Raw genomic sequence first — 22078 nt, 5'->3', positions numbered from 1 at the left:
CGCCAATTCGTTCGCTTCGACAACAGGAGTACGCTTGGTCATGACTCGCCCTCGCTCATTACAGGACGGTGAAGAGTTTTACTCTCCTCCGCTGGCCCCAGAGGCCTTATCGGAGCGGGGGCGAGTCCATGCGATTACGTGGACACGTGCATTCCGATAGGCGAGACGGCCGCACGGTTCGCATACAATCGCAACCAGTCAATCGAGTCACGTTGTCATGGCCATCCGCCTGCTTGCCGCGCTCATCGCTCTTGGACTGCTGCACCTGCAACCGCAACTTGCCTGTTGGCGCGGCGATGCCGGGTTCCGGCGCTGGGTTCATCAACTGGCCGACACCTCCGGCGCAGGACGCGTGGTGCTGTCGGTGGCCGTACCGGTGGTGCTGTGCGCGCTGGTGATGTGGCTGTTGCACCGCTCGCCGTTGGCGGATCTGCTGTTGCTCGTATTCGCGTTGGTCGTGCTGCTGTTCTCGTTCGGCCCGCATGCCTTCGAAGCGGATCTGGAAGCCATCCTCAAGGCGCCCGACCAGGCCGGTCGCGAAGTTGCGGCGCAAGCGTTGTCGGACGACGGCGAAGCGGTGGCCTGGCGCACGGCGGATCTCGGCGAAGCCACCGCCTACGCCGCGCTGCGCCGCCGCTTCGGCGTGCTGTTCTGGTTCTTCGTGCTCGGCCCGGTGGGCGCCCTGCTCTATCGCCTGGCGCGGCAACTCGGTCATGACACATCGCTGGCGCTGGACGCCGGTGCCCGTCGCAATGCGCGTTATCTCGCCAACGCCCTGGATTGGCTGCCCGCGCAGTTGATGGTGTTCACGCTGGCGCTGGTAGGTCATTGGGATGCGGTGATCGGCGCGTGGCGCCGCTGGCATCAGCAAGCCGCGCCGAACAGCTGGTATCTGTCCAATCCGGATTTTCTCGGCGCCGCCGCTCGCGCGGACGTACTGACGGATATCGAAGGCGGCGATGGCTACATCGAGGAACGCAGCGATGCGTTGCACGAACTGCGCCGCCTGCGCGATGCACTGCTGCGCACCTTGCTGGCGTGGTTGAGCGTGGTGGCGCTGATGGTGATCGGCAGCTGGCTGCACTAGTAGGTTGGGGTGCAAACCCCAACATCGTTATCTCAATCCGCACCGCGACGTTGGGGTTTGCACCCCAACCTACCGTCACGCCATATCCCCGCGCAAGCTCTGCACACGCGCTTCCAATATTCCCGCATTCACTTCTTCCGGCGGCCGCGGGGCATCCACCACCAGCTCAACGCGTGCACGAAAACGCCGCGGCAGGCGCGCGCGTCCCAGCATGGAATCGCGCCTGCTCCACACGCTGCCCCACAAGCCACGCAAGGCCATCGGCACAACCGGCACCGGACGCCGGGCAAGGATTTTCTCCACGCCGGTGCGGAACGGCGCAATGTTGCCGTCCTTGGTCAGACCGCCTTCCGGAAAAATGCACACCAGCTCGCCATCGGCCAGCGCCGCGTCCACCTCGTCGAACGCGCGCTGCAGTACGGCGGGATCTTCCTTCTGTCCTGCAATTGGAATTGCCTTCGCCGTCCTGAACACGAAGTGCAGCAGCGGCACGTTGAAGATCTTGTAATACATCACGAACCGCGCGGGGCGGCGCAGGTTCGCCATCAGGATCAGCGGATCCATGAAGCTCACATGGTTGCAGACCAGCAAGGCCGGCCCCTCTTCCGGCAGGTTGCGCATGCCATCCACGCGAATGCGGTAGAGCGTGTTCACCAGTACCCAGGTGATGAAGCGCATCAGGAATTCGGGCACCAGCGTGAAGATGTATGCCGCCACTAGCACGTTGAGCAACGCCGCGATCAAGAAGATCTGTGCTGCGCTCAATCCCAGCCGTTCCAGCAACAGCCCGAAGCAGGACGCAATCACGATCAGCAGCGCGTTGAGAATGTTGTTGCCGGCGATCACGCGCGACAGGCGATCGCGCGGTGCACGCGATTGCACGAAGGCAAACAGCGGCACCACATAGAAACCGGCGAACACACCGATCAAGGTGAGATCCAGCACGATGCGCCAGCTTCCCGCCGCATGCAGAAAGCTAAGCCAATCCAGTCCGCGCGCGGCCGCCGCGCCGGAGCGCGCCAGGAACAGATCCACACCGAACGCCGTCAGACCGAATGCGCCCAGCGGCACCAAACCGATTTCCACGCGCTTGCCGGACATCTTTTCGCACATCAGCGAACCCACGCCGGTGCCGATCGAGAACAGGGTGAGCACCAACGTGTTCACCGTGGCATCGCCACCCAGGTTGACGCGCGTATACAGCGGCAACTGGGCCACCAGCACGGTGCCGAAAAACCAGAACCAGGAGATGCCCAGCACGGCGTTGAATACAGCGCGATCCTCGCGCGTAATACGCAGCACCCGTACGGTTTCGCTGAAGGGATTCCAGTTGAACGTGAGCTCCGGCGCGGTCGCCGGCGCCGGCGGAATTACCCGGCTGGCGAAATAGCCGATCACCGCAATGCCGATCGTCAATGCCGCCGACAGATGCGGCCCGACGCCGGCGATCAGCATCAGCATGTTGCCCGTGGTCATGCCAATCAGGATCGCCAGCTGCGTACCCATCTCCACCAACCCGTTGCCGCCCACCAGTTCGCTGGGCTGCAACGCCTGCGGCAGGATCGCGTACTTGATCGGCCCGAACACGGTCGAGTGGATGCCCATCATGAACAACACGATCAGCAACAACGGCAGGTGATGGGTAAGAAAACCGTAGGCCGCCAGCACCATTGCGGCAATCTCGAATAGCTTGACGTAGCGAATGATGCGCGCCTTCTCGAACTTCTCCGCCAGCTGCCCGGCGGTGGCGGAAAACAGGAAGAACGGCAGGATGAAAAGCGCCGGCGCCAGGTTCGTGTAAAGGCCTACGTCGCGATCCGACAAGCCCATCTGGAAGGCCGCCAGCATCACCATCGCATTGCGGAATGCGCTGTCGTTGAACGCACCCAGCGCCTGGGTCCAGAAAAACGGGGCAAAACGACGACTGCCTAGCAAGGCGAACTGGCTCATGCGGATCCTTGGCAAACGGAACGCCACTAGCGTAGCGTGAAAGCCGCTTCCGTCACGAGCGACTACCCTCCCCCGTGTACCTGTTTCTTGCCGACGCCGTGCTTGCCTTGCATCTGGCCTTCATTCTGTTTGTCTGCCTGGGCGCGCTGCTTGCGCTGAAGTGGCGCTGGATTCCGTGGTTGCAGTTGCCCGCGGCGGCGTGGGGCGTGTTCGTCGAGGCGAGCGGGACGATCTGCCCGTTGACCTCCATCGAAAACGATTTTCGCATGCGTGCCGGAAAGGCCGCCTACGAAGGCGATTGCATCGGCCATTACCTCACCGCCACGATCTACCCGGACGGCCTGACCCGCAACATCCAGTTCGCCCTAGGCGCGGCGGTGCTGATCGTGAATCTATCGGTGTACGTGTGGCTGCTGCGCAAGCGCCGCACGCGTGCATGACGTATGCTCGCGCGCGGAACATGCCATTAACGAACAGACCATGCTGATCGCCGGAAGCTGCCACTGCGGAAACCTCAGCTTCACCCTCGACTGGTCGCCGGATCCTGAAGAAATTCCGGCGCGCGCCTGCACCTGCACGTTCTGCAGCAAGCATGGCGGCGTGTGGACGTCGTATCCAGCTGGCTCGTTGAGCGTGCGGGTGAAAGATCCGACGCTGGTATCGCGCTACGCGTTCGACACGGAAACGGCCGATTTCCATATTTGCACGCAATGCGGCGTGGTGCCCTTGGTCACCAGCGCGATCGACGGAAAGCTCTATGCCGTGGTGAACGTGAACACGTTCGAGAACGTGGATCGCGCACTGCTGAAACATGCATCCTCGACCGTCGAGGGCGAGAACACGGACGATCGCCTGGCCAGGCGCAAGCGAAATTGGATCGGGAGCGTGACCTTCACGTAGGTTGGGGTGCAAACCCTGATATATCCTCGCGTTTTTCGTTTACGCGCACACGTGCCCAGATGCCGTCATTCCCGCGAAAGCGGAGGCGCTTTCGCGGGAATGACGGCCAGAAAGATCTGGGTGCCGATTACTCTTTGATTTTGTTGGGGGCGCCACCTAAAAAACATGGGGATATATCAGGGTGCAAACCCCAACCTTGCCATGTCCGTGCGTTGGGGTTTGCACCCCAACCTACGTCAGCGGTGCAGTGCGCGATGCGCAATGTCCTTGCGGCAGAACGCACCATCGAAGTGAATCTTCCTGATCGCCTCGTAGGCATGTTCACGCGCCGCCGCGATGTCCTTGCCCAGTGCGCAGACGGTCAACACCCGGCCGCCCGCGGTAACGGCATGGCCGTGCGCGTCGAGCTTGGTGCCAGCGTGGAACACTTTCACGTCTGCGCCGAATTCCGTATCCAATCCTTCGATCACGTCACCGCTTTGCACCTTGGCCGGATAGCCACGCGCCGCCATCACCACGCCGATGGAGGGACGCACGTCCCATTGCACGTGTGTGTGGTGCAAATTGCCGTCCAGCGCCGATTCGATCAGGTCGACCAGGTCGGATTTCAGGCGCAGCATGATCGGCTGCGTTTCGGGATCGCCGAAGCGTACGTTGAATTCGATCACTTTCGGTGCGCCGTGCTTGTCGATCATCAGGCCGGCGTAGAGGAAGCCGATGAACGGCGCGCCTTCGGCGGCCATGCCGCGCAGGGTCGGCTCGATGACTTCCTTGAGGATGCGTTTTTCCACTTCGGGCGTGACCACCGGCGCGGGCGAATAGGCGCCCATGCCGCCGGTGTTGGGACCGAGGTCGTTGTCGTCGCGGCGCTTGTGGTCCTGGCTGCTGGCCATCGGCAGCGCGAGGGAGCCGTCGCTCATCACGATGTAGCTGGCTTCCTCGCCGTCGAGGAATTCCTCGATCACCACGCGCGAGGATGCATCGCCGAAGGCATGCGCGCCGAGCATATCGTGCAAGGCGAGTTCGGCGTCGCCCAGCGTCAGCGCCACCACGACACCCTTGCCCGCCGCCAGGCCATCGGCCTTGATCACGATCGGCGCACCGTGTTCGCGCACGTAAGCCAATGCTTTGTTGAGTTCGGTGAACACCGCATAGCGTGCGGTCGGAATGTTGTGGCGTAGCAGGAAATCTTTGGCGAAGGCCTTGGAGCCTTCCAACTGCGCGGCGATCGCGCGCGGCCCGAAAATGCGCAGGCCCGCCGCGCGGAACTTGTCGACCACACCGGCCACCAGCGGCACTTCGGGGCCGACCACGGTCAGCTCTATTTTTTCGGCCTTGGCGAGTTTGAGCAGGCCCTCGATGTCGGTCACCGCCACATCGGCGTTGTGTACGCCGTGCTCGCGCGCCGTGCCGGCATTGCCGGGCGCCACGATCACTTCGCTGACGCGGCGCGATTGCTTGAGTTTCCACGCCAGCGCGTGCTCGCGCCCGCCGTTGCCGATCACCAGAACCTTCATGCCTGCTCCAACTGCTTAAAAACCACACAAGAACGCGCATTGTAGGCTGGGATGGCAATCCCGGCACCCAGCAAGACGGGACAGCTGGGATTGTCATCCCAGCCTACGGGGTCGGCGAGGGTCAGGTGTGTAGCAAGTCCAGCAAGGCCGCGCGCGGCAATTTGCCGGTTTCGTTGCGCGGCAGGCGATCGACCAGGCGTAGCGGGCGTGGCAGGAACACGGGGTCGATGGCGGCGCGCAGCGTATCCAGGATGGCGTGTTCGTCCAGCCCGGGCGCCACCACCAGCGCCGCGATGCGCCGCACGCCAATGGCGTCGGCGTCGTCCAGTTGGAACACCACGCCGTCGTCCACGCCGGGGATGTTCAGCAGGCGGCGCGTGAGGTCGCCCAGCGACGCGCGCTTGCCGGCGATCTCGAGCAGGTCGGCATGGCGCCCGCACAGTTCGAAGCTACGGCCTTCACCGTGCAGGGTGACGATGTCGGCCAGCACGGTGGGCGCATCGAGCTGTGGAGCTTCGATCTGCGTGCCGTCCGGTTGCGGGTGCAGGTGCACGCCGTGATAGAGCGACCAGCGGCTGTCCACGGTAACGCGGCGCGAGGCGAAGGCGCAGGTTTCGGTGGAGCCGAAAACCTCGAGCAAGGGCGCATCGAACGCTTGCTCGGCCTGCGCCGCCAGTTCGGGTGGCATCGGCGCGGTGGCCGAGAGCATCGCGGCCAGCGGCGGCAGCGTGACGCCCGAGGCCACCAGCGCGCGCAGATGCACCGGCGTGGTCACCAGCACGCGCGGCGCCGGCATGCTTTCCAGCGCCACGGCGATGTCGGCCGGAAAGAACGGGCGGCCCGAATGCACCTGCACGTCGCCCAGCAACGGCAGCAGGATCGACATTTCCACGCCGTAGATATGTTGCGGCGGCACGGTCGCCACTACCGAAAAGCGCTCACCGACCACCTGGTGCAGCATGCGCAGGTTGCCGGCGGTGCTGGCATGCAGGCTGCGCCAGGTCTTGGCATTCGGACGCGGCGAGCCGGTGGAGCCGGAGGTGTAGCCCACCGCCACGGTCTGCAGTGCTGGCATGGCCGGCCATGCGAGGTCAGCTGAAACCGTCTCGTGCACGGGCAGGGGCGGCAGCACGTGGAAACGCTGCGGCGCCGGATGCAAGGGGCAATCGCCCACGGCATGGCAGCCCGGATGCGCCGCCATCACCTCGTCCACCGCCTGCGGCGCGCGCGAGGGCGGCAACAGGTTGGCCTGGCCGCGCAGCGCGATGGCGCAGAAGGCGACCAGGAAAGCGTAACGGTCTTCGCACAGATTCACCGCCGCCGGGCCTTCCGGCAACTGCGCGGCGACGCGCTGCACGTGCGCGACGAATTGCGCGGCGCTGATCGCCTGCCCGTCGTGCATCGCCACGATGCGATGCGGATCATCCATCTTCAACAGCGGCAGCAGGCGTTCCGCTTCGTCGCGTTGATAGGTGTCGTAGACGATCGCCACGCACAGGCTCCTGGTTGCTGACCATGCCAATCCCAGGCCGGCCAAGTCGGTCGGTGCGCCGGCGTCTGGAATTTGCCCCTCATCCTCAGGTTGGCGGCTGAATCGGCGCCCACCGCGCCCCAGGCCTGTTCCGCGGGATTCAGGTTCGGATGATAGCGCCTGTCAATGCATCCCGGATGGTGGTGGGCGAGGCGGCGCCGCCCAGCGGCGCATCGATCACCCCGTCCAGCGCAGCGCCGAAATAGGCCTCGAGCGTGGCCAAGTCGCGCGCAGGCGGCTGGCCGTGGGGATTGGCGCTGGTCGATACCAGGGCGCCGCCGAAGGCGCGGCACAGCGCGGCGGCCGGACCATGCGCGGTGACCCGCAGCGCGATGCCCGCGTGCGCGCCGGCCACCCAGTCGGGCACCTCGGCACTGCGTGGAAACACCCAGGTGTACGGCCCCGGCCAACTCGCCCTGACCTGCGCCAGCACGCCCGGAGGCACCTTGGCCATGTCCACGTAGTGGGTGATCTGTGCGAAATCGGCGGCGATCAGCAGCACGCCTTGCGTGGCCGGACGCTGCTTCAGTTCGAAGATGCGCGCGAAGGCGGCGTGGTCATGCGGGTCGCAGCCGAGGCCGAAGACCGCTTCGGTGGGGTAGGCGATGACGGCGCCTTTGCGTAAAAGGTCCGCCGCGGCTTGTACTTCGGTAAGAGCGAAACGTGTAGGCATACGGTGGCTTTCTTCCCCGAATCGTGTCTACGCGAACAGTTGCTCCCTCCCCTGCGTGCAGGGGAGGGTTGGGGTGGGGTTGCATGCGCTTGCCGCGCAGCTTGAGTTCAACGCCAGGTTGCGTGACCCCACCCTAGCCCTCCCCTACTTCGCAGGGGAGGGGGCAGATTGCGGCAAGCGTAGACTTCACGTTATTGCCAAAAAAGCACCGCGCGAAGATCAGGCCTCGGCCTTCTTGCTTGCCGCTTTCTTCGCCGGCGCTTTCTTGGCGGCCGTTTTCTTTGCTGCGGTTTTCTTTGCCGGCGCCTTCTTGGCCGCAGCCTTCTTGGTCGCGGTCTTTTTCGCCGCAGCCTTCTTCGCCGGCGCACCCTTGGCCGCCGACTTGCGGCCGAAGCGACCGCCCTTCTTGGCCGGCGCGGCAGCGAGCAGTTCCAGGCATTTGGCTTCGGTCAGTTCCTTGGGATCCTGATCCTTGGGAATGCGCGCGTTCTTGTCGCCATCGGTGATGTACGGGCCATATCGGCCATTGAGCACCTGTACGCCGTTGCCGAAATCCTGGATCACGCGGTTGGCGAGCAGTTCCAGTTTTTCCTGCACGATCTGCAGCGCGCGCGGCAGCTCGATGGTGTACGGATCGTCTTCCGGCTTGAGCGAGGCATAGGTGCTGCCTTGCTTCACGAATGGACCGAAGCGGCCGACGCCGACGCTGACCTCGTCACCGTTTTCCGCCTGGCCGAGCTTGCGCGGCAGCTTGAACAGTTCCAACGCCTCTTCCAGCGTGATGGTGTGCATGCTCTGGCCGGGGCGCAGGCTGGCGAATTGCAGCTTTTCGTCGGTGTCCTTGTCGCCGATCTGCGCATACGGCCCGTAGCGGCCCAGGCGCACGGAGATCGGCTTGCCGCTCTTCGGATCGGTGCCCAGTTCGCGCGCGCCGGTGGCTTCGCTGCGGTCGACCGATTCGGTTTTTTCTTCGACTTGCTGTTTGAACGGTTCCCAGAAGCGTTTCATCAGCGGCACCCAGGCTTCTTCGCCGCGGCTCACTGCGTCGAGCTCGTCTTCCAGCTTGGCGGTGAAGTCGTAATCGACGTACTGGGTGAAATGCTGGGTGAGGAACTTGCTCACCGCGCGGCCGACGTCGGTGGGGCGGAAGCGGCGGTTGTCGAGCAACACGTATTCGCGGTTCTGCAGCACCTGGATGATGCTGGCGTAGGTGGACGGACGGCCGATGCCGTATTCCTCCAGCGCCTTCACCAGGCTCGCTTCGGAGTAGCGCGGCGGCGGTTCGGTGAAGTGCTGGTCGGCCAGGATGTCCTTCAGCGGCACCTGCTCGCCCTTGCTCAGGCGCGGCAGGCGGCGGCCTTCGTCGTCGTCCTCGGCGCTCTTTTGATCGCGGCCTTCCTCGTACACCGCCAGGAAGCCCGGATCGACCACGGTGGTGCCGGTGGCGCGGAACGCGGCATCGCCACCCTTGACGTGCTTGAGGTCGAAATCCACCGACACCGTGTTCAAGGTGGCGTGGATCATCTGGCAGGCCACGGTGCGCTTCCAGATCAGCTCGTACAGCTTGCGCTGGTCGTCGTTGAGGAACGCGGCGACCTCGCGCGGCGTGCGCATGGCCGAGGTCGGGCGGATCGCCTCGTGCGCCTCCTGCGCATTCTTGGATTTGGTGCGATACACCTGCGCGTGGTCCGGCAGCGCCTTGCCGCCGAAGTCGCGCGCGATGAGCTGGCGCAGTTCGTCCACCGCCTCGCCCGACAACGCGGTGGAGTCGGTACGCATGTAGGTGATCAGGCCGACGTTGCCTTCGCTGCCGAGGCTGACGCCTTCGTACAGGCCCTGCGCGATCTTCATCGTGCGGGTGGTGCCGAAGCCGAGCTTGCGCGCGGCTTCCTGCTGCAAGGTGGAGGTGGTGAACGGCGGCGCCGGACGGCGCTTGCGTTCCTTGCTGCCCACTTCGCTGACGGTGAGCTGGCCGTGCGCGGCATCCTTCAGCGCCGCGCGCGCGGCCATCGCGTCGGCCTCGTTGGTGAGGTCGAACTGTTCGAACTTCTTGCCGTGGAGCTTGGTGAGGCGCGCGCTGAAATCGCCCTCGGCGTGCTTGAGCTGGGCCTCGACGGTCCAGTACTCGCGCGCCACGAAGGCTTCGATTTCTTCCTCGCGCTCCACGATCATGCGCAGCGCCGGGCTTTGCACGCGGCCGGCGGACAGGCCGCGCTGCACCTTGCGCCACAACACCGGCGACAGATTGAAGCCCACCAGGTAATCCAGCGCGCGGCGCGCCTGCTGGGCGTCCACCATGTCGAGCGAGAGTTTGCGCGGCGCGGCCACCGCGGCCTTGATTTCGCGCGGCGTGATCTCGGAGAACACCACGCGGTGCAGCTTCTTGCCGTCGGCAAGGCCGCGCTCCTTGAGGATCTCGCTGATGTGCCAGCTGATCGCCTCACCCTCGCGATCCAAGTCGGTCGCCAGATAGATGTCGTCGGCCACCTTGGCGGCCTTGGCGATGGCGTCGACGTGTTTCTCGTTGCGCTCGATCACCTCGTACCGCATGGCGAAGTCGTGCTCGGTATCGACCGCGCCCTCTTTCGGCAGCAGGTCGCGCACGTGGCCGTAGGAGGCCAGGACTTGGAAATCCTTGCCGAGGTATTTGTTGATCGTCTTGGCCTTGGCCGGCGATTCGACGATGAGCAGGTTTTTTGCCATGTGGCTTGGGGTTCCAGAAGTCCATGCGCGGCCATTCCTGAACAGCCGTCTATTTATAGTTGGAAGCACGCCGGCTTAACGACTGTCAAGCTGGCGCGCGTGAAATCGAGGTCTAGCGCGCCTTTCCGCGATCCGGCTCACATGCCTGGCAACCGTTGGTAGCGCCCGCCCGGCAAGCCTTCCACACAGCACTCCAGCTCCAGCATCAGCAGCATCGAGGACAGCTCGCCCGCGCTCTGCCCGGTGCGCGCCGAGAGCTCATCCAGGGCGATGGGGTCGTGCCCGAGCACGTCCATCAGCCGCTGGTATTGCGGATCGTCGCGCCAGCCGCCGGAGCTTCGCCGGATGGGTTCGGCGGACGGCTCCTGCAGGCGCAGGGCCAGTTCAGCCCCGAGCGCCCGCGCCGCGGGAACCAGGGTTTCTGCAACTTCCGAAGCGCTTTCGACCAGCCGCGCACCATCCCGGATCAGGCGGTGGCAGCCGCGGGCGAGCGGATTATGGATGGAACCGGGCACGGCGAACACCTCCCGCCCCTGTTCCCCGGCCAGCCGCGCGGTAATCAGCGAACCCGATTGCAGCCCTGCCTCGATCACCAGGGTGCCCAGCGACAGCCCGGCGATGATGCGGTTGCGCCGAGGAAAGTGATCCGCCCGCGCCGCGGTACCCGGCGGGAACTCGCTCACCAGCGCGCCCTGCGCCGCCGCACGCGCGGAAAGCGCGCGATGCTTGCGCGGATAGACCAGGTCCGGCCCGGTGCCGATCACCGCGATGGTGGGCTGGCCGGCTTCCAGCGCCGCCTCATGCGCCGCGCCGTCGATGCCGTCGGCCAGGCCGCTGGTGACGACGAATCCGGCCAGCGCCAGGTGGTGCGCGAACGCGCGTGCGGTATTCCTGCCCGCCATGCTGGCGCTGCGCGCGCCCACAATCGCCACCTGCGGGCGCAGCAATAGGCTGGCGTCACCCGCGATGAACAGCGCGGCAGGCGGCTGTGGGATGGTTTCCAGCTGTGGCGGGAAATCCGCCTCGGTACAGCGCAGCAGACAGTGTCCGGGCTGGCGCAGCCAGGCCAGGTCGGCGGCGATGCGCGCTTCGTCGGGTTGCTGCAGCCAGGCTTGCGCGCCTGCCTCCAGCGAAGTGGCCTGGCGCTGCAGTTGCTTCACCACCTGGCCGATGCGCCCGTCCGATGCGGCCAGGCGCTCACGCAATCCGCCCGGCCCCAGCCCTGGCGTGCGCAGGGCGATCAACCAGTCGCGCAGTTCTGCTTGCTCGTTCATGGCGGGAGTCTACGCGAGGGCGTAAACGACGACGGCGCGGATAGACCGCGCCGTCGTGTGAGCTTTGTCGGGAAGCTTGCGCGTTATTCCGGCATGCGGATCTGCGCGCCCTTCCGCACTGGCTTCAAGCCATCCATCACCAGGCCATAGCTGACGCGGTCGAAGGTGCGGAAGATCATCACGTGGCCGACGTATTCGTCCGGCAGCTTCACGAACGGGTGGTCGCCGCGGGTCCAGCTGCTGTGCTCGACGTCGTCGGGCACTTTCTCGCCCGGCTGCCACAGCGAGAAGGTCATGCCGTTGTCGACGCCGTCCTTCGAACCGACCGACAGCACCACCACGTCGTACGGGCCGACCTGGTTCAGGCGCTCCTGCGCGTAGGCGATCACGCGGCCGTTTTCGGGCAGGCTCTTGGGCGGATGCGGGTAGTAGTACGGGTCGTACGGATTGCCATCGATCGGCATCAAGCGATCGCCGGCACGGATCTCCATGATCGAGTTCAGCAGCAGCAGCGTGGCCGGGTCGCCGCCGCGCAGCACTTCGGCCTCGCCGATCACGGCCACTTCCATCGCCAGCGTCTTGCCGCGGAAGGCGTGGTTGGGCGTGACGTTGCCCAGATCGGTCGCCCATTCCTCATTCCACGGCGTTTCCTGGGTGGCGACGTCGGCGTCGGCGACGTTGGCCGCCATCTCGTCACTCTGCTGGGCCTCGTCGCCGCCGTAGGTGCGGAACACGTGGGTGGGGCGCACGATCGCCCAACGCTGACCGGGCTGCGCATCGAGGTTGCGTACGTAGATATTCCGGCCCGGGGTGCCGGCAAGGGCGGCTTCCTCGAAGCCCATCACGTACGGTGCATGCTTGACCTTGTCCGGATCGACCACGCGCGAGTCTTTCAGGAAAGGCTTGAGCTGATCGAGCGGCACCGCCGGAATGGCTTCGCCTTCGTGATGCACCGCCGGCTCCAGCCGCAGCGACGGGCCGCCGTTGACGAACGACAGATCCAGCACGTCGCCCGGATAGATGAGATGCGGATTGCGTACTTGCGGGTTGGCCTGCCAGATTTCCGGCCACAGCCAGGGCTTGGACAGGAAGCGCGCGGAGATGCTCCACAGCGTATCGCCGCGACGTACCGTGTAGCTGTCGGGGTGATCGGCGCGAAGCTGCGTGCCGGCCGCATAGACGGCTACGGTGACCAGCATGCCGGCCAACAGCCCGATGGACTTTCTGATCATAAACGGGAATCCCCCCTCCCCCTGCGCTTGGGCGAGTGTAGCCGAACCGTTAACCCAAGCAACACGTGTTAGTTGGCAAATTCGTGCGCCGACAGCACGTTGAAGCACGTACAATATCCACATTCTAGACCGCGGCCGGGGTGGCTTTTTACCAATTCGCCCGCATTTCCGGCGTCTGAGGTATACGCAATGTCTGTCATGACCATCCTTGAGTTTCCCGACCCGCGCCTGCGCACCAAGGCCGCGCCGGTCACCGAGTTCGACGCCGCATTAAAGCAATTCGTCGATGACATGTTCGAGACGATGTACGCCGCCAATGGCGTAGGCCTGGCCGCCACCCAGGTAAACGTGCACAAGCGCGTGCTGGTGGCGGACATGAGCGAGGAGCGCGACCAGCCGCTGGCGCTGATCAATCCGGAAATCCTGGAAAAAGACGGCTCACAGGTCTACCAGGAAGGCTGTCTCTCCTTCCCCGGCATCTTCGCCGACGTCACCCGCGCGTTGAAGGTGAAGGTGCGCGCGCAGGATGTCGAAGGCAAAACTTTCGAGCTGGAAGTGGAAGGCCCGCTGGCCGTGTGCATCCAGCACGAGATGGATCACCTGGCCGGCAAGGTATTCGTCGATTACCTGTCGCCGCTGAAGCGCTCGATCCTGCTCAAGCGACTGGAAAAGCAGCGCAAGCAGGCCGCGAGCGCGTGACAGGGAGCGGCACTGACCCATTCCGCGCAGGCGTCATCGGCACTGTCTGTCCGTATCTCTTCGGCTCGCTGTCTCGACAGACAGCCAGTCTGCCTTCGCCAGCGCCCCTGTGATCTACGAACAGACAGCACCCATGCCACCTACACGGAATGAGTCAGTGCCGCTCCGCATCGTTTTTGCGGGCACCCCCGAATTCTCCGTCCCCTGCCTCGAAGCCTGCCGCGCCAGCGGCGTGGAAGTCGTAGCCGTCTATACGCAGCCCGACCGCCCCGCCGGCCGCGGACGCAAGCTAACGCCCAGCCCGGTGAAACAGGCGGCATTGACTGCCGGCATTCCGGTCGAGCAGCCCGAGACGCTGAAATCGCCCGAGGCACGCGCCACATTGGAAGCGTACCGACCCGACCTGATGGTGGTGGTCGCGTACGGCCTGATCCTTTCGCGCAAGGTGCTGGCGATTCCATCGCGCGGCTGCTGGAACGTGCATGCCAGTCTGCTACCGCGCTGGCGGGGCGCGGCGCCCATCCAACGGGCGATTCTCGCCGGCGATACGCAGACCGGCGTCGATCTGATGCAGATGGAAGCCGGGCTCGACACCGGCCCGGTGCTGCTCGAACGACGCACGCCGATCACGCGTGACGATACTGGCGGCTCGCTGCACGATCGCCTTTCCCTGCTCGGCGCCGACGTGCTCGCCGAAGGTCTGCGTCGCACGCTCGCCGGCGAAACCTTGCACGCCACACCGCAAGCTGAACATGGCGTGGTGTATGCGCACAAGCTTGAGAAAACCGAGGCGCGGCTCGATTTTTCGCGCGCCGCCATCGCGCTGGAACGCCAGGTGCGCGCCTTCGACCCCTGGCCGGTGGCCGAAGGCGACGTGGCCGGCGAGAACGTGCGCATCTGGGCCGCGCAGGCCATCGATCAGCATCACAATGCAGCGCCCGGCAAAGTGATTGCCGCGCAGCGCGATGGCATCGACATCGCATGTGGCGAAGGCATGCTGCGCATCACCGCCCTGCAGCGTGCCGGCGGCAAACGCATCGCCGCCGCCGACTATCTCAACGCCCGCCCCGAACTGCGCAGCGCACGATGACCGATACGCGTGCCCTTGCCGCGCAGGCACTGGCGGATATTGCGCTGCGCGGTGTGTCACTGCGCGAAGCGATGGATCAGCGCGCGCCGAAACTGCGCGATCCGCGCGATCGCGCCTTGTTGACTGCACTATTGAACGATGGCGCGCGCTGGTGGCTCCGTTTCGACGCTGCGCTCGATCGCCTGCTCGACAAACCGCTGCGCCGCAAGGAACCGGAAGTGCACGCGTTGCTCGTGCTCGGTCTGGTGCAGCTGGACATTCTCCAACTGCAGGATTACGCCGCCGTCGCCGCCACCGTCGAAGCCGTGCGCGCCTTGAATCGCCCACGCCTGGCCGGACTGGTGAACGCCGTGCTGCGTCGCTGGCAACGCGAGCGCGTCACGTTGCTGGCCGAACTGGACGCGCAATCATCGTCGCGCTACGCCATGCCGCCCTGGCTGGTGAGCGCCATCGCAACCGATTGGCCAGCGCAGGCCGACGCCGTGCTTGCCGACTGCAATCGCGAACCGCCCTTGATGCTGCGCGCGAATCGCCGGCGCGTATCGCGCGACGCGCTGGTCGAGCAACTGCGTACCGCTGGCTACAGCGCCGCTGCACATGCCTGGCTCAGCGATGGCATCGTGCTGCCGCACAGCAGCGACGTCACGCGCATGCCAGGTTTCGCGCAAGGCTTGTTCGCCGTGCAGGATGGCGCCGCGCAGGTATCGGCCGATCTGCTCGACCTGCACGACGGCCAGCGCGCGCTCGACGCCTGTGCCGCACCGGGCGGCAAGGCTTGTCACTTGCTGGAACGCGCGGATATCGCGCTGACCGCGGTGGAGTTCGATGCCGCGCGCGCCGCACGCATCCGCCAGAACCTGGAACGGCTTGGCCTGAAGGCGGACCTGCGCATCGGCGACGCGGGCGATCCTGCCACATGGTGGGATGGCCAACCGTTCGATCGCATCCTGATCGATGCGCCCTGCTCGGCTACCGGCGTGCTGCGCCGTCGCCCGGATGTACGTTTGCATCGGCGCGCCAGCGATATCGATGCACTGGTGGCGCAACAGCGGCGCATTCTCGATGCCTTGTGGCCGTTGCTGGCGCGGGGCGGGCGGCTTATCTATGTGACCTGCTCGCTGCTGCGTGCCGAGAACGAGGCGGTGCTCGGAGGTTTTCTCGCCGGCCGCGAGGATGCGCGCGTCATCGCCGTGCAACTGCCTGCAGGACAAGCTGCCGCCGTCGGCTGGCAGATCCTGCCAGGCGATGATGACCTCGACGGCATGTACTATGCCGTGCTTGAGCGCGCGTAAGCCTTCACTCTCGCGGCTGCTTTGCTCCCTCTCCCCTCCGGGGAGAGGGCTGGGGTGGGGGCCAGCCTCGCGACAAGCTCAACCTTATCAACGAGCCTTCTAGAGTCACGTCAGTAATGGGATCTATGGCAAGCGCGACCCCTCATCCTAACCTTCTCCCCGCAGGGGAGAGGGAGTCATCGTTCGAGCGCCGTCAATTCTGGCTGTTGGCCATCTTCGCCATCCTGATCCTCGGCATCGGCATCGGCCTGCGCGATCCCTGGCCTTCCGACGAACCGCGCTACACGCTCGCCGCCAAGCAGATGGTGGAAAGTGGCGACTGGCTGTTCCCTCATCGCGGCGTGGAGCTCTACGCAGACAAGCCGCCAATGCTGATGTGGCTGGAAGCGACCAGCTTCGAACTGGTGCGCAACTGGCGCGTCGCGTTTATGCTGCCCTCGTTCCTTGGTGCGCTGGGCACGCTGTGGTTTATCTACGATCTCGGCGCGCGGCTGTGGAACCGCAAGGTCGGCCGTTACGCGGCGATGGCTGCGCTGATGTGCATCCAGTTCGTGTTCCAGGCCAAGCGCGCGCAGATCGATCCACTGGTGGTGTTCTTCATCACCGCGGCCAACTGGGGTTTGCTGCGGCATCTGCTGTGCGGACCGAACTGGCGGCTGTACTGGTTCGGCTGCTTCTGCGCCGGCCTGGGCGTGATCACCAAAGGCGTGGGCTTTCTCGCCCTGCTGATGTTGCTGCCGTATGCGTGGGCTGCCGTTCGCCGCTGGAACGGCCTTGCCGCGATCGATAACGCTACGTGGTGGCGCTGGTCGCTGGGCCTGGTCGCCGCGCTGGCGGCCATTGCGCTGTGGCTGGTGCCGATGCTGCTGGCCGCGCGGTCCCATGCCGGCGATCCGGTCTATGGCGCATACGTCGGCAACATCCTGCTCAAGCAGACGGCGCATCGCTATGCGAACGCCTGGCACCACCTGCACGGGCCGCTCTTCTATTTGCCATTGATGGTCTACAACTGGCTGCCGCTGTCGCTCACCTATCCCGGCACGCTGCCGCGCTGGTGGCGGTCGCTCAAGACGAAGGATGCACGCATCCTGCTGCCGCTGGGCTGGATCGTGCTGGTGTTGCTGTTTTTCAGTGCATCGGGCGGCAAGCGCGACGTATACATCCTGCCGATCGTACCGATGCTCGCTCTGATCACTGCGCCTTATCTGGAGGAGATGCTCGCCAAGCGCTGGCTGCGCGCGCTCGGGGCACTGTTCCTGCTGCTGATCGGCGGATGCATGCTCGGCGTAGGCATCTATGCGCTCAGCGCGCATCCTGCCTTCGCCACCCGGCTGGCCTACGACCGCGGCTTCGAAGGTCCCGCCGACAGCCTGTGGTGGATGTGCATCGTGATCGGCGCCGCGCAGTGGCTGGCGCTGGCGATCTTCCGCTTGCGTCGTGCGCACTATGCGATCGCGGGCGGCATGCTGGCGCTGTGGATAGTATGGGGCGCATGGGCGTATCCGCTGCTCAATGACAGCAGTTCGTCGGTCGGATTGATGAACCGTGTCGCCGCGCATCTCGGCGCGCAGGACGAGATCGGCCTGGTCGACTGGAAAGAGCAGAACATGTTGATGCTGGATCGGCATGCGATGGATTTCGGTTTTACTGCGCCGTCGTCGCAACAATTCACGCGTGGCGTGCAGTGGCAGGCAGCCGCCCCCGCTAGGCGCTGGCTGTTCGTTCAGGAAACGGCGATGGGTGACTGCGTGAATCGCAGCAAGGCCATCAATGTCGGTCACGCAAACCGGCGCGACTGGTGGCTGTTCAAGGCCGATGCGGTGATCGCAGGGTGCGTACCCGGCTCGGTAGCGGACGAAGAAGTTCCATAAACAGAGGACGAAAAAGGCTTGCTGCCGATAAATGGCTACACGGGCCTTGGGTTAAGATGCCGTCCGCCAATCCCCATCAAGCCATCGAACCGGATGGCTTCACACAGGCGCCCCAGCTCCCTTTCCCTGCAGTTTTCATGGCCAACTCGACCAGCGAACCGTTTCGTATACGCCATCTGATCCTGCTCGCTGGTCAGTGGTGCGCCGTGGCCAGCCTGTTCGTGGTGCCCATCAACAAGCCGGCCACCAATGTCGCCATCGGCCTGGCCGTGCTGTGTTCGCTGCTTGGCAGCGATCTCAAGCAACGCTGGTTGACGGCCTGGCAAAGCCCGATAGCTCGCGGCGCTCTGCTGTGGTGGGGCGTGCTGGGCCTGAGCTTCCTGCACGCATGGTATTTACAGCAAGGTCGGCTGCCCAATCTCGGCACCGCGTTCTGGGCATTTCTCTATCCCTTGTTTTTCGCCTCGCTGCTGCAGACCGGGCAATGGTGGAGGCGCGCCCTGATAGCGTTTTTCCTGGCCATGCTGCTGGTACTGTTCATTTCCTATGGCATGGCCGTCGGCTTGATTCCGGAGCGCGGGGTGGTGAGCAGCGTTCCGGACATGCGCAATACCGTATTCAAGGAGTACACCCAGCAAGGCATCGCCACGCTCATCCTGGGCAGCATTGCGCTGGCCAAAAGCGTCACGTCAGTTTCCAGGCAGGCAAAGCTGGGCTTCGCCCTGCTCGCGTTGCTGGCCTTCATCAACGTAACCCTGCTCATTGAAAGCCGCACGAGCTACATCGCGTTGATTCCGCTGCTGGCTTACTGGGTGTACCGCCTGCTGCGCCGCTCCCGGCTGAAGCGCCGACATCTGGCCGCCATTGGCGTGGCGGCCCTGGTGGCCTGCGTCGCGATCTGGGAGCTCTCGCCGATCCAGGAACGCTTGGTGGTTTCCGTCTCGCAGGAAATTTCGCTATACAGCAAGTCCAGGCAGCCGACGTCGGCCGGCATTCGGCTGGAACTGTGGCGGCGCACCGTGCGGATTATCGAAACGGCCCCCTGGCTTGGACACGGATACGGTCAATGGCTACCGAACTATCAACGTGCCGTCGAACATATGCCTGACTCGAGCGCCTTCATGGAGGGCCATCCGCACCAGGAAATGCTGCTTATCGCTTCTGAGGAGGGCCTGCTCGGCCTTCTGATCTACCTGCTGCTGTTGGCTGCCTTGCTGCGCCATATGCTGCGGCTTGCTCCCCCGGAGCGCGATATTTACGTGTGCATTTTCCTGGTCTATATAACCGCCGGCCTGGGCAACTGCCTGTGGGCGGATTTTTCCCATCGGCACTTATTCATTCTCCTTCTCGCCTCCATGCCCTTGCTGCCACGTCAAAAGCAGATATCCCGCGTGCCTTCGGAGTCCGCTGCATGAGCACCTCCGAATTGGACCAGGTCACTGTGATATGCGTGACGTACCACAGCCGCGCCCTGGTCGACGGCTTGTGTGAAACCTTGCGGCATTTTCCGCATGTGATCGTGATCGACAATGGCAGCGGCGACGGCACCATCGAGGCGCTGCGCGAGCGCCTGCCGCACGCGAAGCTGATCGCACGCGACAGCAATGCCGGGTTCGCCAGGGCGAACAATCAGGCCATGCGCGAGGTGCATACGCCATTGGCGCTGCTGCTCAATCCCGATTCGGATATCGAGCCTGCCGATGTGCTCAAGCTGAAAGACACGCTAGAGCGGTATCCCAATACCGCCATCGTCGCCCCGCAGAGCTGGCGCAAGGGCAACGTGCCGCAGATGTGTTTTCGGCCGGCCTTTTACGAATATCCGCCCAGCAAGCCCTATCGCGTCCCGGATGGCACGTGCTGCGCAAAATGGCTGCATGGCTGCTGCCTGCTTATCGACACCGGGAAATTCCGCCAGGTCGGCGGCTTCGACGAATACTTTTTCCTGTATTACGAAGACGACGACCTGTGCCTGCGGCTTCAGCGGCAAGGTTACGCCTGCCTGTTCGAGCCCGGCGCCAACGCGCGGCACATCGGCGGCGGATCGTCCAAGGCGACGCTGCGGATACGGTTCACCAAGCATTTTCACTACGCACGCTCCCGGCATTGGGCCATCCGCCGCTACCAGGGGCTGTGGGCGGCGCGCTGGTATCTGGCCAAGACCGTGCTGAGTGCCCTCATCGTGGTGCCGCTGTATGGCTTGCTGGGCCGACGCAAGCATGCGATCAAGTGGATGGCGTGGGGGTGCTCGGCGTTCATGTCCGCAGTAAAAAGCGCAAGCTGGTCGAGTCGTCCGCAAACCATATGACGTCCTCTTTGCTACCGATCACCCTGGTGGTCATCACCCGCAACGAGTCGCAAAAGATCGCGCGCTGCCTGGACAGCGTGCCGTTCGCCGCCGAGAAGCTGGTGGTGGACAGCGGCAGCACCGACGACACCGTGGCCATCGCCCGTGCGCATGGCGCACGCGTGGTGCAGCAGGAGTGGCTGGGCTTCGGCCCGCAGCGCAACTTCGCCGCCACACAGTGCAGCCATCCCTGGATTCTCGCGCTGGATGCGGATGAATACCTCACCCCGGAGCTCGTCGAGGAACTTGAGCGCCGCCTGCCCGCGTTGATGGCGGGCGACACGGCGGCGGCGATCCTGCGCCGGCACCTCATCTATATGGGCAAGCCGATGCGCTGGTACCGCCCGGCGATGGGCGAGAAGATGGCGCGCCTCTATCATCGCGACCGCGCCCGCTGGAGCGATGTGCGCGTGCACGAATCGCTGCAGTTCAATGGCGGTCCGGTCACGTTCAAGGCGCCGTTCCTGCACGACAACAATCCCAGCCTGGTGGAGAAGCAGCTGAAGGTGCTGCTGTACGCCGAGCTGAAATGCCGCGACTGGCTGGACAAGAACAAGCCCGCGCGCATGTGGCAGACGCCGTTCGTGTTCGCGCTGGCGTTCTTCAAGGATTACCTGCTGCGGCTGGGCTTTCTCGACGGCTGGCGCGGCTACGCGATTGCGCAGACCGCCGCCAGCTACGCCGCCTACAAACGCATGCGCTATTACGAAATGCGCCTGAACCCCGCTTCCCGCGACACCGCCGCGGCAGCACTTACCCGCAGCGGCCTGGATCATTAAGAGCCCTAAACATGGCCAAGCATTACCTGCTGTACGGATCGGAACGCTATGCGCTGGCCATCCTGCGCCCGCTGCAGGAAGCGATCCGCGCGCGCGGCGACGAAACCGCGTGGTTCTTCGACGGCCCCGGCGCGGAAGACCTGGTCGAGGGCGAGCGCCTGCTCGGCGTGCGGGAAGTGCGCCAATGGAAACCGATCGCGGTGATCACGCCCGGCAACCATCTGCCGCATTTCTTTCCGGGCGTGAAAGTGGAAGTGTTCCACGGCTTCAACGCGGGCAAACCCAGGCATGTCTATATCCGCGGCTTCTTCGACCTGTACTGCACCACCGGCCCGCGCGATACCGCGCAGTTCGGCGCGCTGGCGCAGAAGCTGGGGCATTTCACCGTCACCGAAACCGGCTGGCCCAAGCTCGATCCGTTCCTGAAGGAAATCGCCGGACCGCTGCCGCCAGTGCGCACGCCGCCGGTGATTCTCTACCACTCCACGTTCTCGCCCTCGTGGAGCGCGGCCGAAACCCTGTACGAGGAAGTGAAGCGCCTTTCGCGCGACGGCCGTTGGCGCTGGATCGTCACGTTCCATCCCAAGATGAGCCCGGAAACAGTTGCGAAATACAAGGCGCTGCAGAACGAGCACCTTACATTTGCCGAGAACGACAACATCCTGGAGCTGTTCCCGCAGGTCGACATGATGTGCTCGGATACGTCGTCGGCGCTGAGCGAATTCCTGCTCACCGGCAAGCCGGTGGTGACGTTCAAGAATCGCGCGCCGGGTCCGCAGCTGATCGACATCGACGACGCCGCGCAATTCGAGCCGGCGATCGAACGCGCGCTGTCGCGTCCACCGGAACTGATGCAGGCGATCAAGGATTTCGGCGAGGCGATCCATCCGTACCACGACGGCCGCTCCAGCGAACGCGTGCTGGATGCGATCGACGCCTTCATCGCCGCGGGCGGACGCAATCGCAAACCCAAGCCGAAGAACTGGTGGCGCAAGCTGAAGCTGCGCAAGCGCATCGGCTATTGGGGTCCGGCCTGATCATCCCCGTAGGTTGGGTTACCCCGGACTTGATCCGGGGGTAACCCAACCTACGGGACATCTGCGCGAGATTGTGTATAAGGGCCAAGGAAGCCGAAC

At 64.6% G+C, this 22078-nt stretch carries 18 protein-coding genes; 11 read left to right on the top strand and 7 right to left on the bottom strand.

Annotated elements, in window-relative coordinates:
* Positions 1–217: 217 nt before the first annotated feature.
* Positions 218–1087: a regulatory signaling modulator protein AmpE gene (gene ampE, locus ACTHNE_RS21205; RefSeq protein ID WP_324944981.1), complete on the top strand. Its 870-nt coding sequence runs from the start codon at positions 218–220 to the stop codon at positions 1085–1087.
* Between the two features lie 75 nt (positions 1088–1162).
* Here ampE and ACTHNE_RS21200 read toward each other — a convergent pair whose 3' ends face one another.
* Positions 1163–3037, bottom strand: a complete 1875-nt coding sequence (locus ACTHNE_RS21200; protein ID WP_440270264.1) for an MFS transporter — start codon at positions 3035–3037, stop codon at positions 1163–1165.
* Positions 3038–3111: 74 nt separating this feature from the next.
* Between ACTHNE_RS21200 and ACTHNE_RS21195 the strand changes: the two genes are divergently transcribed.
* Entirely contained in the window at positions 3112–3477 is a 366-nt protein-coding gene (locus tag ACTHNE_RS21195; RefSeq protein ID WP_324942455.1) for a DUF2784 domain-containing protein, read from the top strand.
* A 40-nt stretch (positions 3478–3517) separates the two neighbouring features.
* A complete protein-coding gene (locus ACTHNE_RS21190) occupies positions 3518–3937 on the top strand; it encodes a GFA family protein (RefSeq protein ID WP_324942452.1) in 420 nt (139 codons plus the stop codon).
* A 236-nt stretch (positions 3938–4173) separates the two neighbouring features.
* On the opposite strand, the gene purD is transcribed toward ACTHNE_RS21190, so the two are convergent.
* From purD to ACTHNE_RS21160, 6 genes are all read right to left on the bottom strand, one after another.
* Positions 4174–5454, bottom strand: a complete 1281-nt coding sequence (purD, locus tag ACTHNE_RS21185; protein ID WP_440270263.1) for a phosphoribosylamine--glycine ligase — start codon at positions 5452–5454, stop codon at positions 4174–4176.
* A 121-nt stretch (positions 5455–5575) separates the two neighbouring features.
* Positions 5576–6946 (bottom strand): AMP-binding protein, encoded by a 1371-nt coding sequence (locus tag ACTHNE_RS21180; RefSeq protein WP_440270262.1) that lies wholly within the window; start codon positions 6944–6946, stop codon positions 5576–5578.
* Positions 6947–7085: 139 nt separating this feature from the next.
* Complete coding sequence (locus ACTHNE_RS21175; protein WP_324942443.1) at positions 7086–7658, bottom strand: L-threonylcarbamoyladenylate synthase; 573 nt, start codon at positions 7656–7658, stop codon at positions 7086–7088.
* A gap of 219 nt (positions 7659–7877) precedes the next feature.
* Positions 7878–10361, bottom strand: a complete 2484-nt coding sequence (locus tag ACTHNE_RS21170) for a DNA topoisomerase I (RefSeq protein WP_440270261.1) — start codon at positions 10359–10361, stop codon at positions 7878–7880.
* A 137-nt stretch (positions 10362–10498) separates the two neighbouring features.
* Positions 10499–11635 (bottom strand): DNA-processing protein DprA, encoded by a 1137-nt coding sequence (dprA, locus tag ACTHNE_RS21165; protein ID WP_324938910.1) that lies wholly within the window; start codon positions 11633–11635, stop codon positions 10499–10501.
* 83 nt (positions 11636–11718) lie between these two features.
* Positions 11719–12867 (bottom strand): LysM peptidoglycan-binding domain-containing protein, encoded by a 1149-nt coding sequence (locus ACTHNE_RS21160; RefSeq protein ID WP_324938914.1) that lies wholly within the window; start codon positions 12865–12867, stop codon positions 11719–11721.
* Between the two features lie 189 nt (positions 12868–13056).
* On the opposite strand from ACTHNE_RS21160, the gene def reads away from it, so the two are divergent.
* The 8 genes from def (at position 13057) to ACTHNE_RS21120 (ending at position 21979) form a co-directional block, all read left to right on the top strand.
* The gene (gene def / locus ACTHNE_RS21155) at positions 13057–13566 is read left to right on the top strand and encodes a peptide deformylase (RefSeq protein WP_324938917.1); all 510 of its coding nucleotides are present in this window, start codon (positions 13057–13059) and stop codon (positions 13564–13566) included.
* Between the two features lie 133 nt (positions 13567–13699).
* A complete protein-coding gene (fmt, locus tag ACTHNE_RS21150; RefSeq protein ID WP_414649702.1) occupies positions 13700–14656 on the top strand; it encodes a methionyl-tRNA formyltransferase in 957 nt (318 codons plus the stop codon).
* Positions 14653–15948: a 16S rRNA (cytosine(967)-C(5))-methyltransferase RsmB gene (rsmB, locus tag ACTHNE_RS21145; RefSeq protein ID WP_440270260.1), complete on the top strand. Its 1296-nt coding sequence runs from the start codon at positions 14653–14655 to the stop codon at positions 15946–15948. The genes fmt and rsmB overlap by 4 nt, the downstream gene beginning before the upstream one ends.
* A gap of 125 nt (positions 15949–16073) precedes the next feature.
* Positions 16074–17819 carry an ArnT family glycosyltransferase gene (locus ACTHNE_RS21140; protein ID WP_440270259.1) on the top strand — a complete coding sequence of 582 codons (1746 nt, stop codon included), beginning with the start codon at positions 16074–16076 and terminating at the stop codon, positions 17817–17819.
* 137 nt (positions 17820–17956) lie between these two features.
* Positions 17957–19234 (top strand): O-antigen ligase family protein, encoded by a 1278-nt coding sequence (locus ACTHNE_RS21135; RefSeq protein ID WP_440270258.1) that lies wholly within the window; start codon positions 17957–17959, stop codon positions 19232–19234.
* Positions 19231–20124, top strand: a complete 894-nt coding sequence (locus ACTHNE_RS21130) for a glycosyltransferase family 2 protein (RefSeq protein ID WP_324938935.1) — start codon at positions 19231–19233, stop codon at positions 20122–20124. The genes ACTHNE_RS21135 and ACTHNE_RS21130 overlap by 4 nt, the downstream gene beginning before the upstream one ends.
* On the top strand, positions 20121–20942 hold the full coding sequence (locus ACTHNE_RS21125) for a glycosyltransferase family 2 protein (protein ID WP_440270257.1): 822 nt from the start codon (positions 20121–20123) through the stop codon (positions 20940–20942). The genes ACTHNE_RS21130 and ACTHNE_RS21125 overlap by 4 nt, the downstream gene beginning before the upstream one ends.
* An 11-nt stretch (positions 20943–20953) precedes the next feature.
* The gene (locus ACTHNE_RS21120) at positions 20954–21979 is read left to right on the top strand and encodes a CDP-glycerol glycerophosphotransferase family protein (RefSeq protein WP_440270256.1); all 1026 of its coding nucleotides are present in this window, start codon (positions 20954–20956) and stop codon (positions 21977–21979) included.
* Positions 21980–22078 lie beyond the last annotated feature (99 nt).

The organism is Dyella sp. (assembly GCF_051954575.1).
Lineage (GTDB): Bacteria > Pseudomonadota > Gammaproteobacteria > Xanthomonadales > Rhodanobacteraceae > Dyella_B.
The sequence above is the reverse complement of the archived record's forward strand: the minus strand, read 5'-3'. Positions and strand labels throughout refer to the sequence as shown.

Excerpts from the sequence above, each read along its gene's own strand:
- ampE (WP_324944981.1), top strand. The coding sequence starts at position 218 with ATGGCCATCCGCCTGCTTGCCGCGCTCATCGCTCTTGGACTGCTGCAC.
- ACTHNE_RS21200 (WP_440270264.1), bottom strand. The coding sequence starts at position 3,037 with ATGAGCCAGTTCGCCTTGCTAGGCAGTCGTCGTTTTGCCCCGTTTTTC.
- ACTHNE_RS21190 (WP_324942452.1), top strand. The coding sequence starts at position 3,518 with ATGCTGATCGCCGGAAGCTGCCACTGCGGAAACCTCAGCTTCACCCTC.
- purD (WP_440270263.1), bottom strand. The coding sequence starts at position 5,454 with ATGAAGGTTCTGGTGATCGGCAACGGCGGGCGCGAGCACGCGCTGGCG.
- ACTHNE_RS21175 (WP_324942443.1), bottom strand. The coding sequence starts at position 7,658 with ATGCCTACACGTTTCGCTCTTACCGAAGTACAAGCCGCGGCGGACCTT.
- ACTHNE_RS21170 (WP_440270261.1), bottom strand. The coding sequence starts at position 10,361 with ATGGCAAAAAACCTGCTCATCGTCGAATCGCCGGCCAAGGCCAAGACG.
- dprA (WP_324938910.1), bottom strand. The coding sequence starts at position 11,635 with ATGAACGAGCAAGCAGAACTGCGCGACTGGTTGATCGCCCTGCGCACG.
- ACTHNE_RS21160 (WP_324938914.1), bottom strand. The coding sequence starts at position 12,867 with ATGATCAGAAAGTCCATCGGGCTGTTGGCCGGCATGCTGGTCACCGTA.
- def (WP_324938917.1), top strand. The coding sequence starts at position 13,057 with ATGTCTGTCATGACCATCCTTGAGTTTCCCGACCCGCGCCTGCGCACC.
- fmt (WP_414649702.1), top strand. The coding sequence starts at position 13,700 with ATGCCACCTACACGGAATGAGTCAGTGCCGCTCCGCATCGTTTTTGCG.
- rsmB (WP_440270260.1), top strand. The coding sequence starts at position 14,653 with ATGACCGATACGCGTGCCCTTGCCGCGCAGGCACTGGCGGATATTGCG.
- ACTHNE_RS21140 (WP_440270259.1), top strand. The coding sequence starts at position 16,074 with ATGGCAAGCGCGACCCCTCATCCTAACCTTCTCCCCGCAGGGGAGAGG.
- ACTHNE_RS21135 (WP_440270258.1), top strand. The coding sequence starts at position 17,957 with ATGGCCAACTCGACCAGCGAACCGTTTCGTATACGCCATCTGATCCTG.
- ACTHNE_RS21130 (WP_324938935.1), top strand. The coding sequence starts at position 19,231 with ATGAGCACCTCCGAATTGGACCAGGTCACTGTGATATGCGTGACGTAC.
- ACTHNE_RS21125 (WP_440270257.1), top strand. The coding sequence starts at position 20,121 with ATGACGTCCTCTTTGCTACCGATCACCCTGGTGGTCATCACCCGCAAC.
- ACTHNE_RS21120 (WP_440270256.1), top strand. The coding sequence starts at position 20,954 with ATGGCCAAGCATTACCTGCTGTACGGATCGGAACGCTATGCGCTGGCC.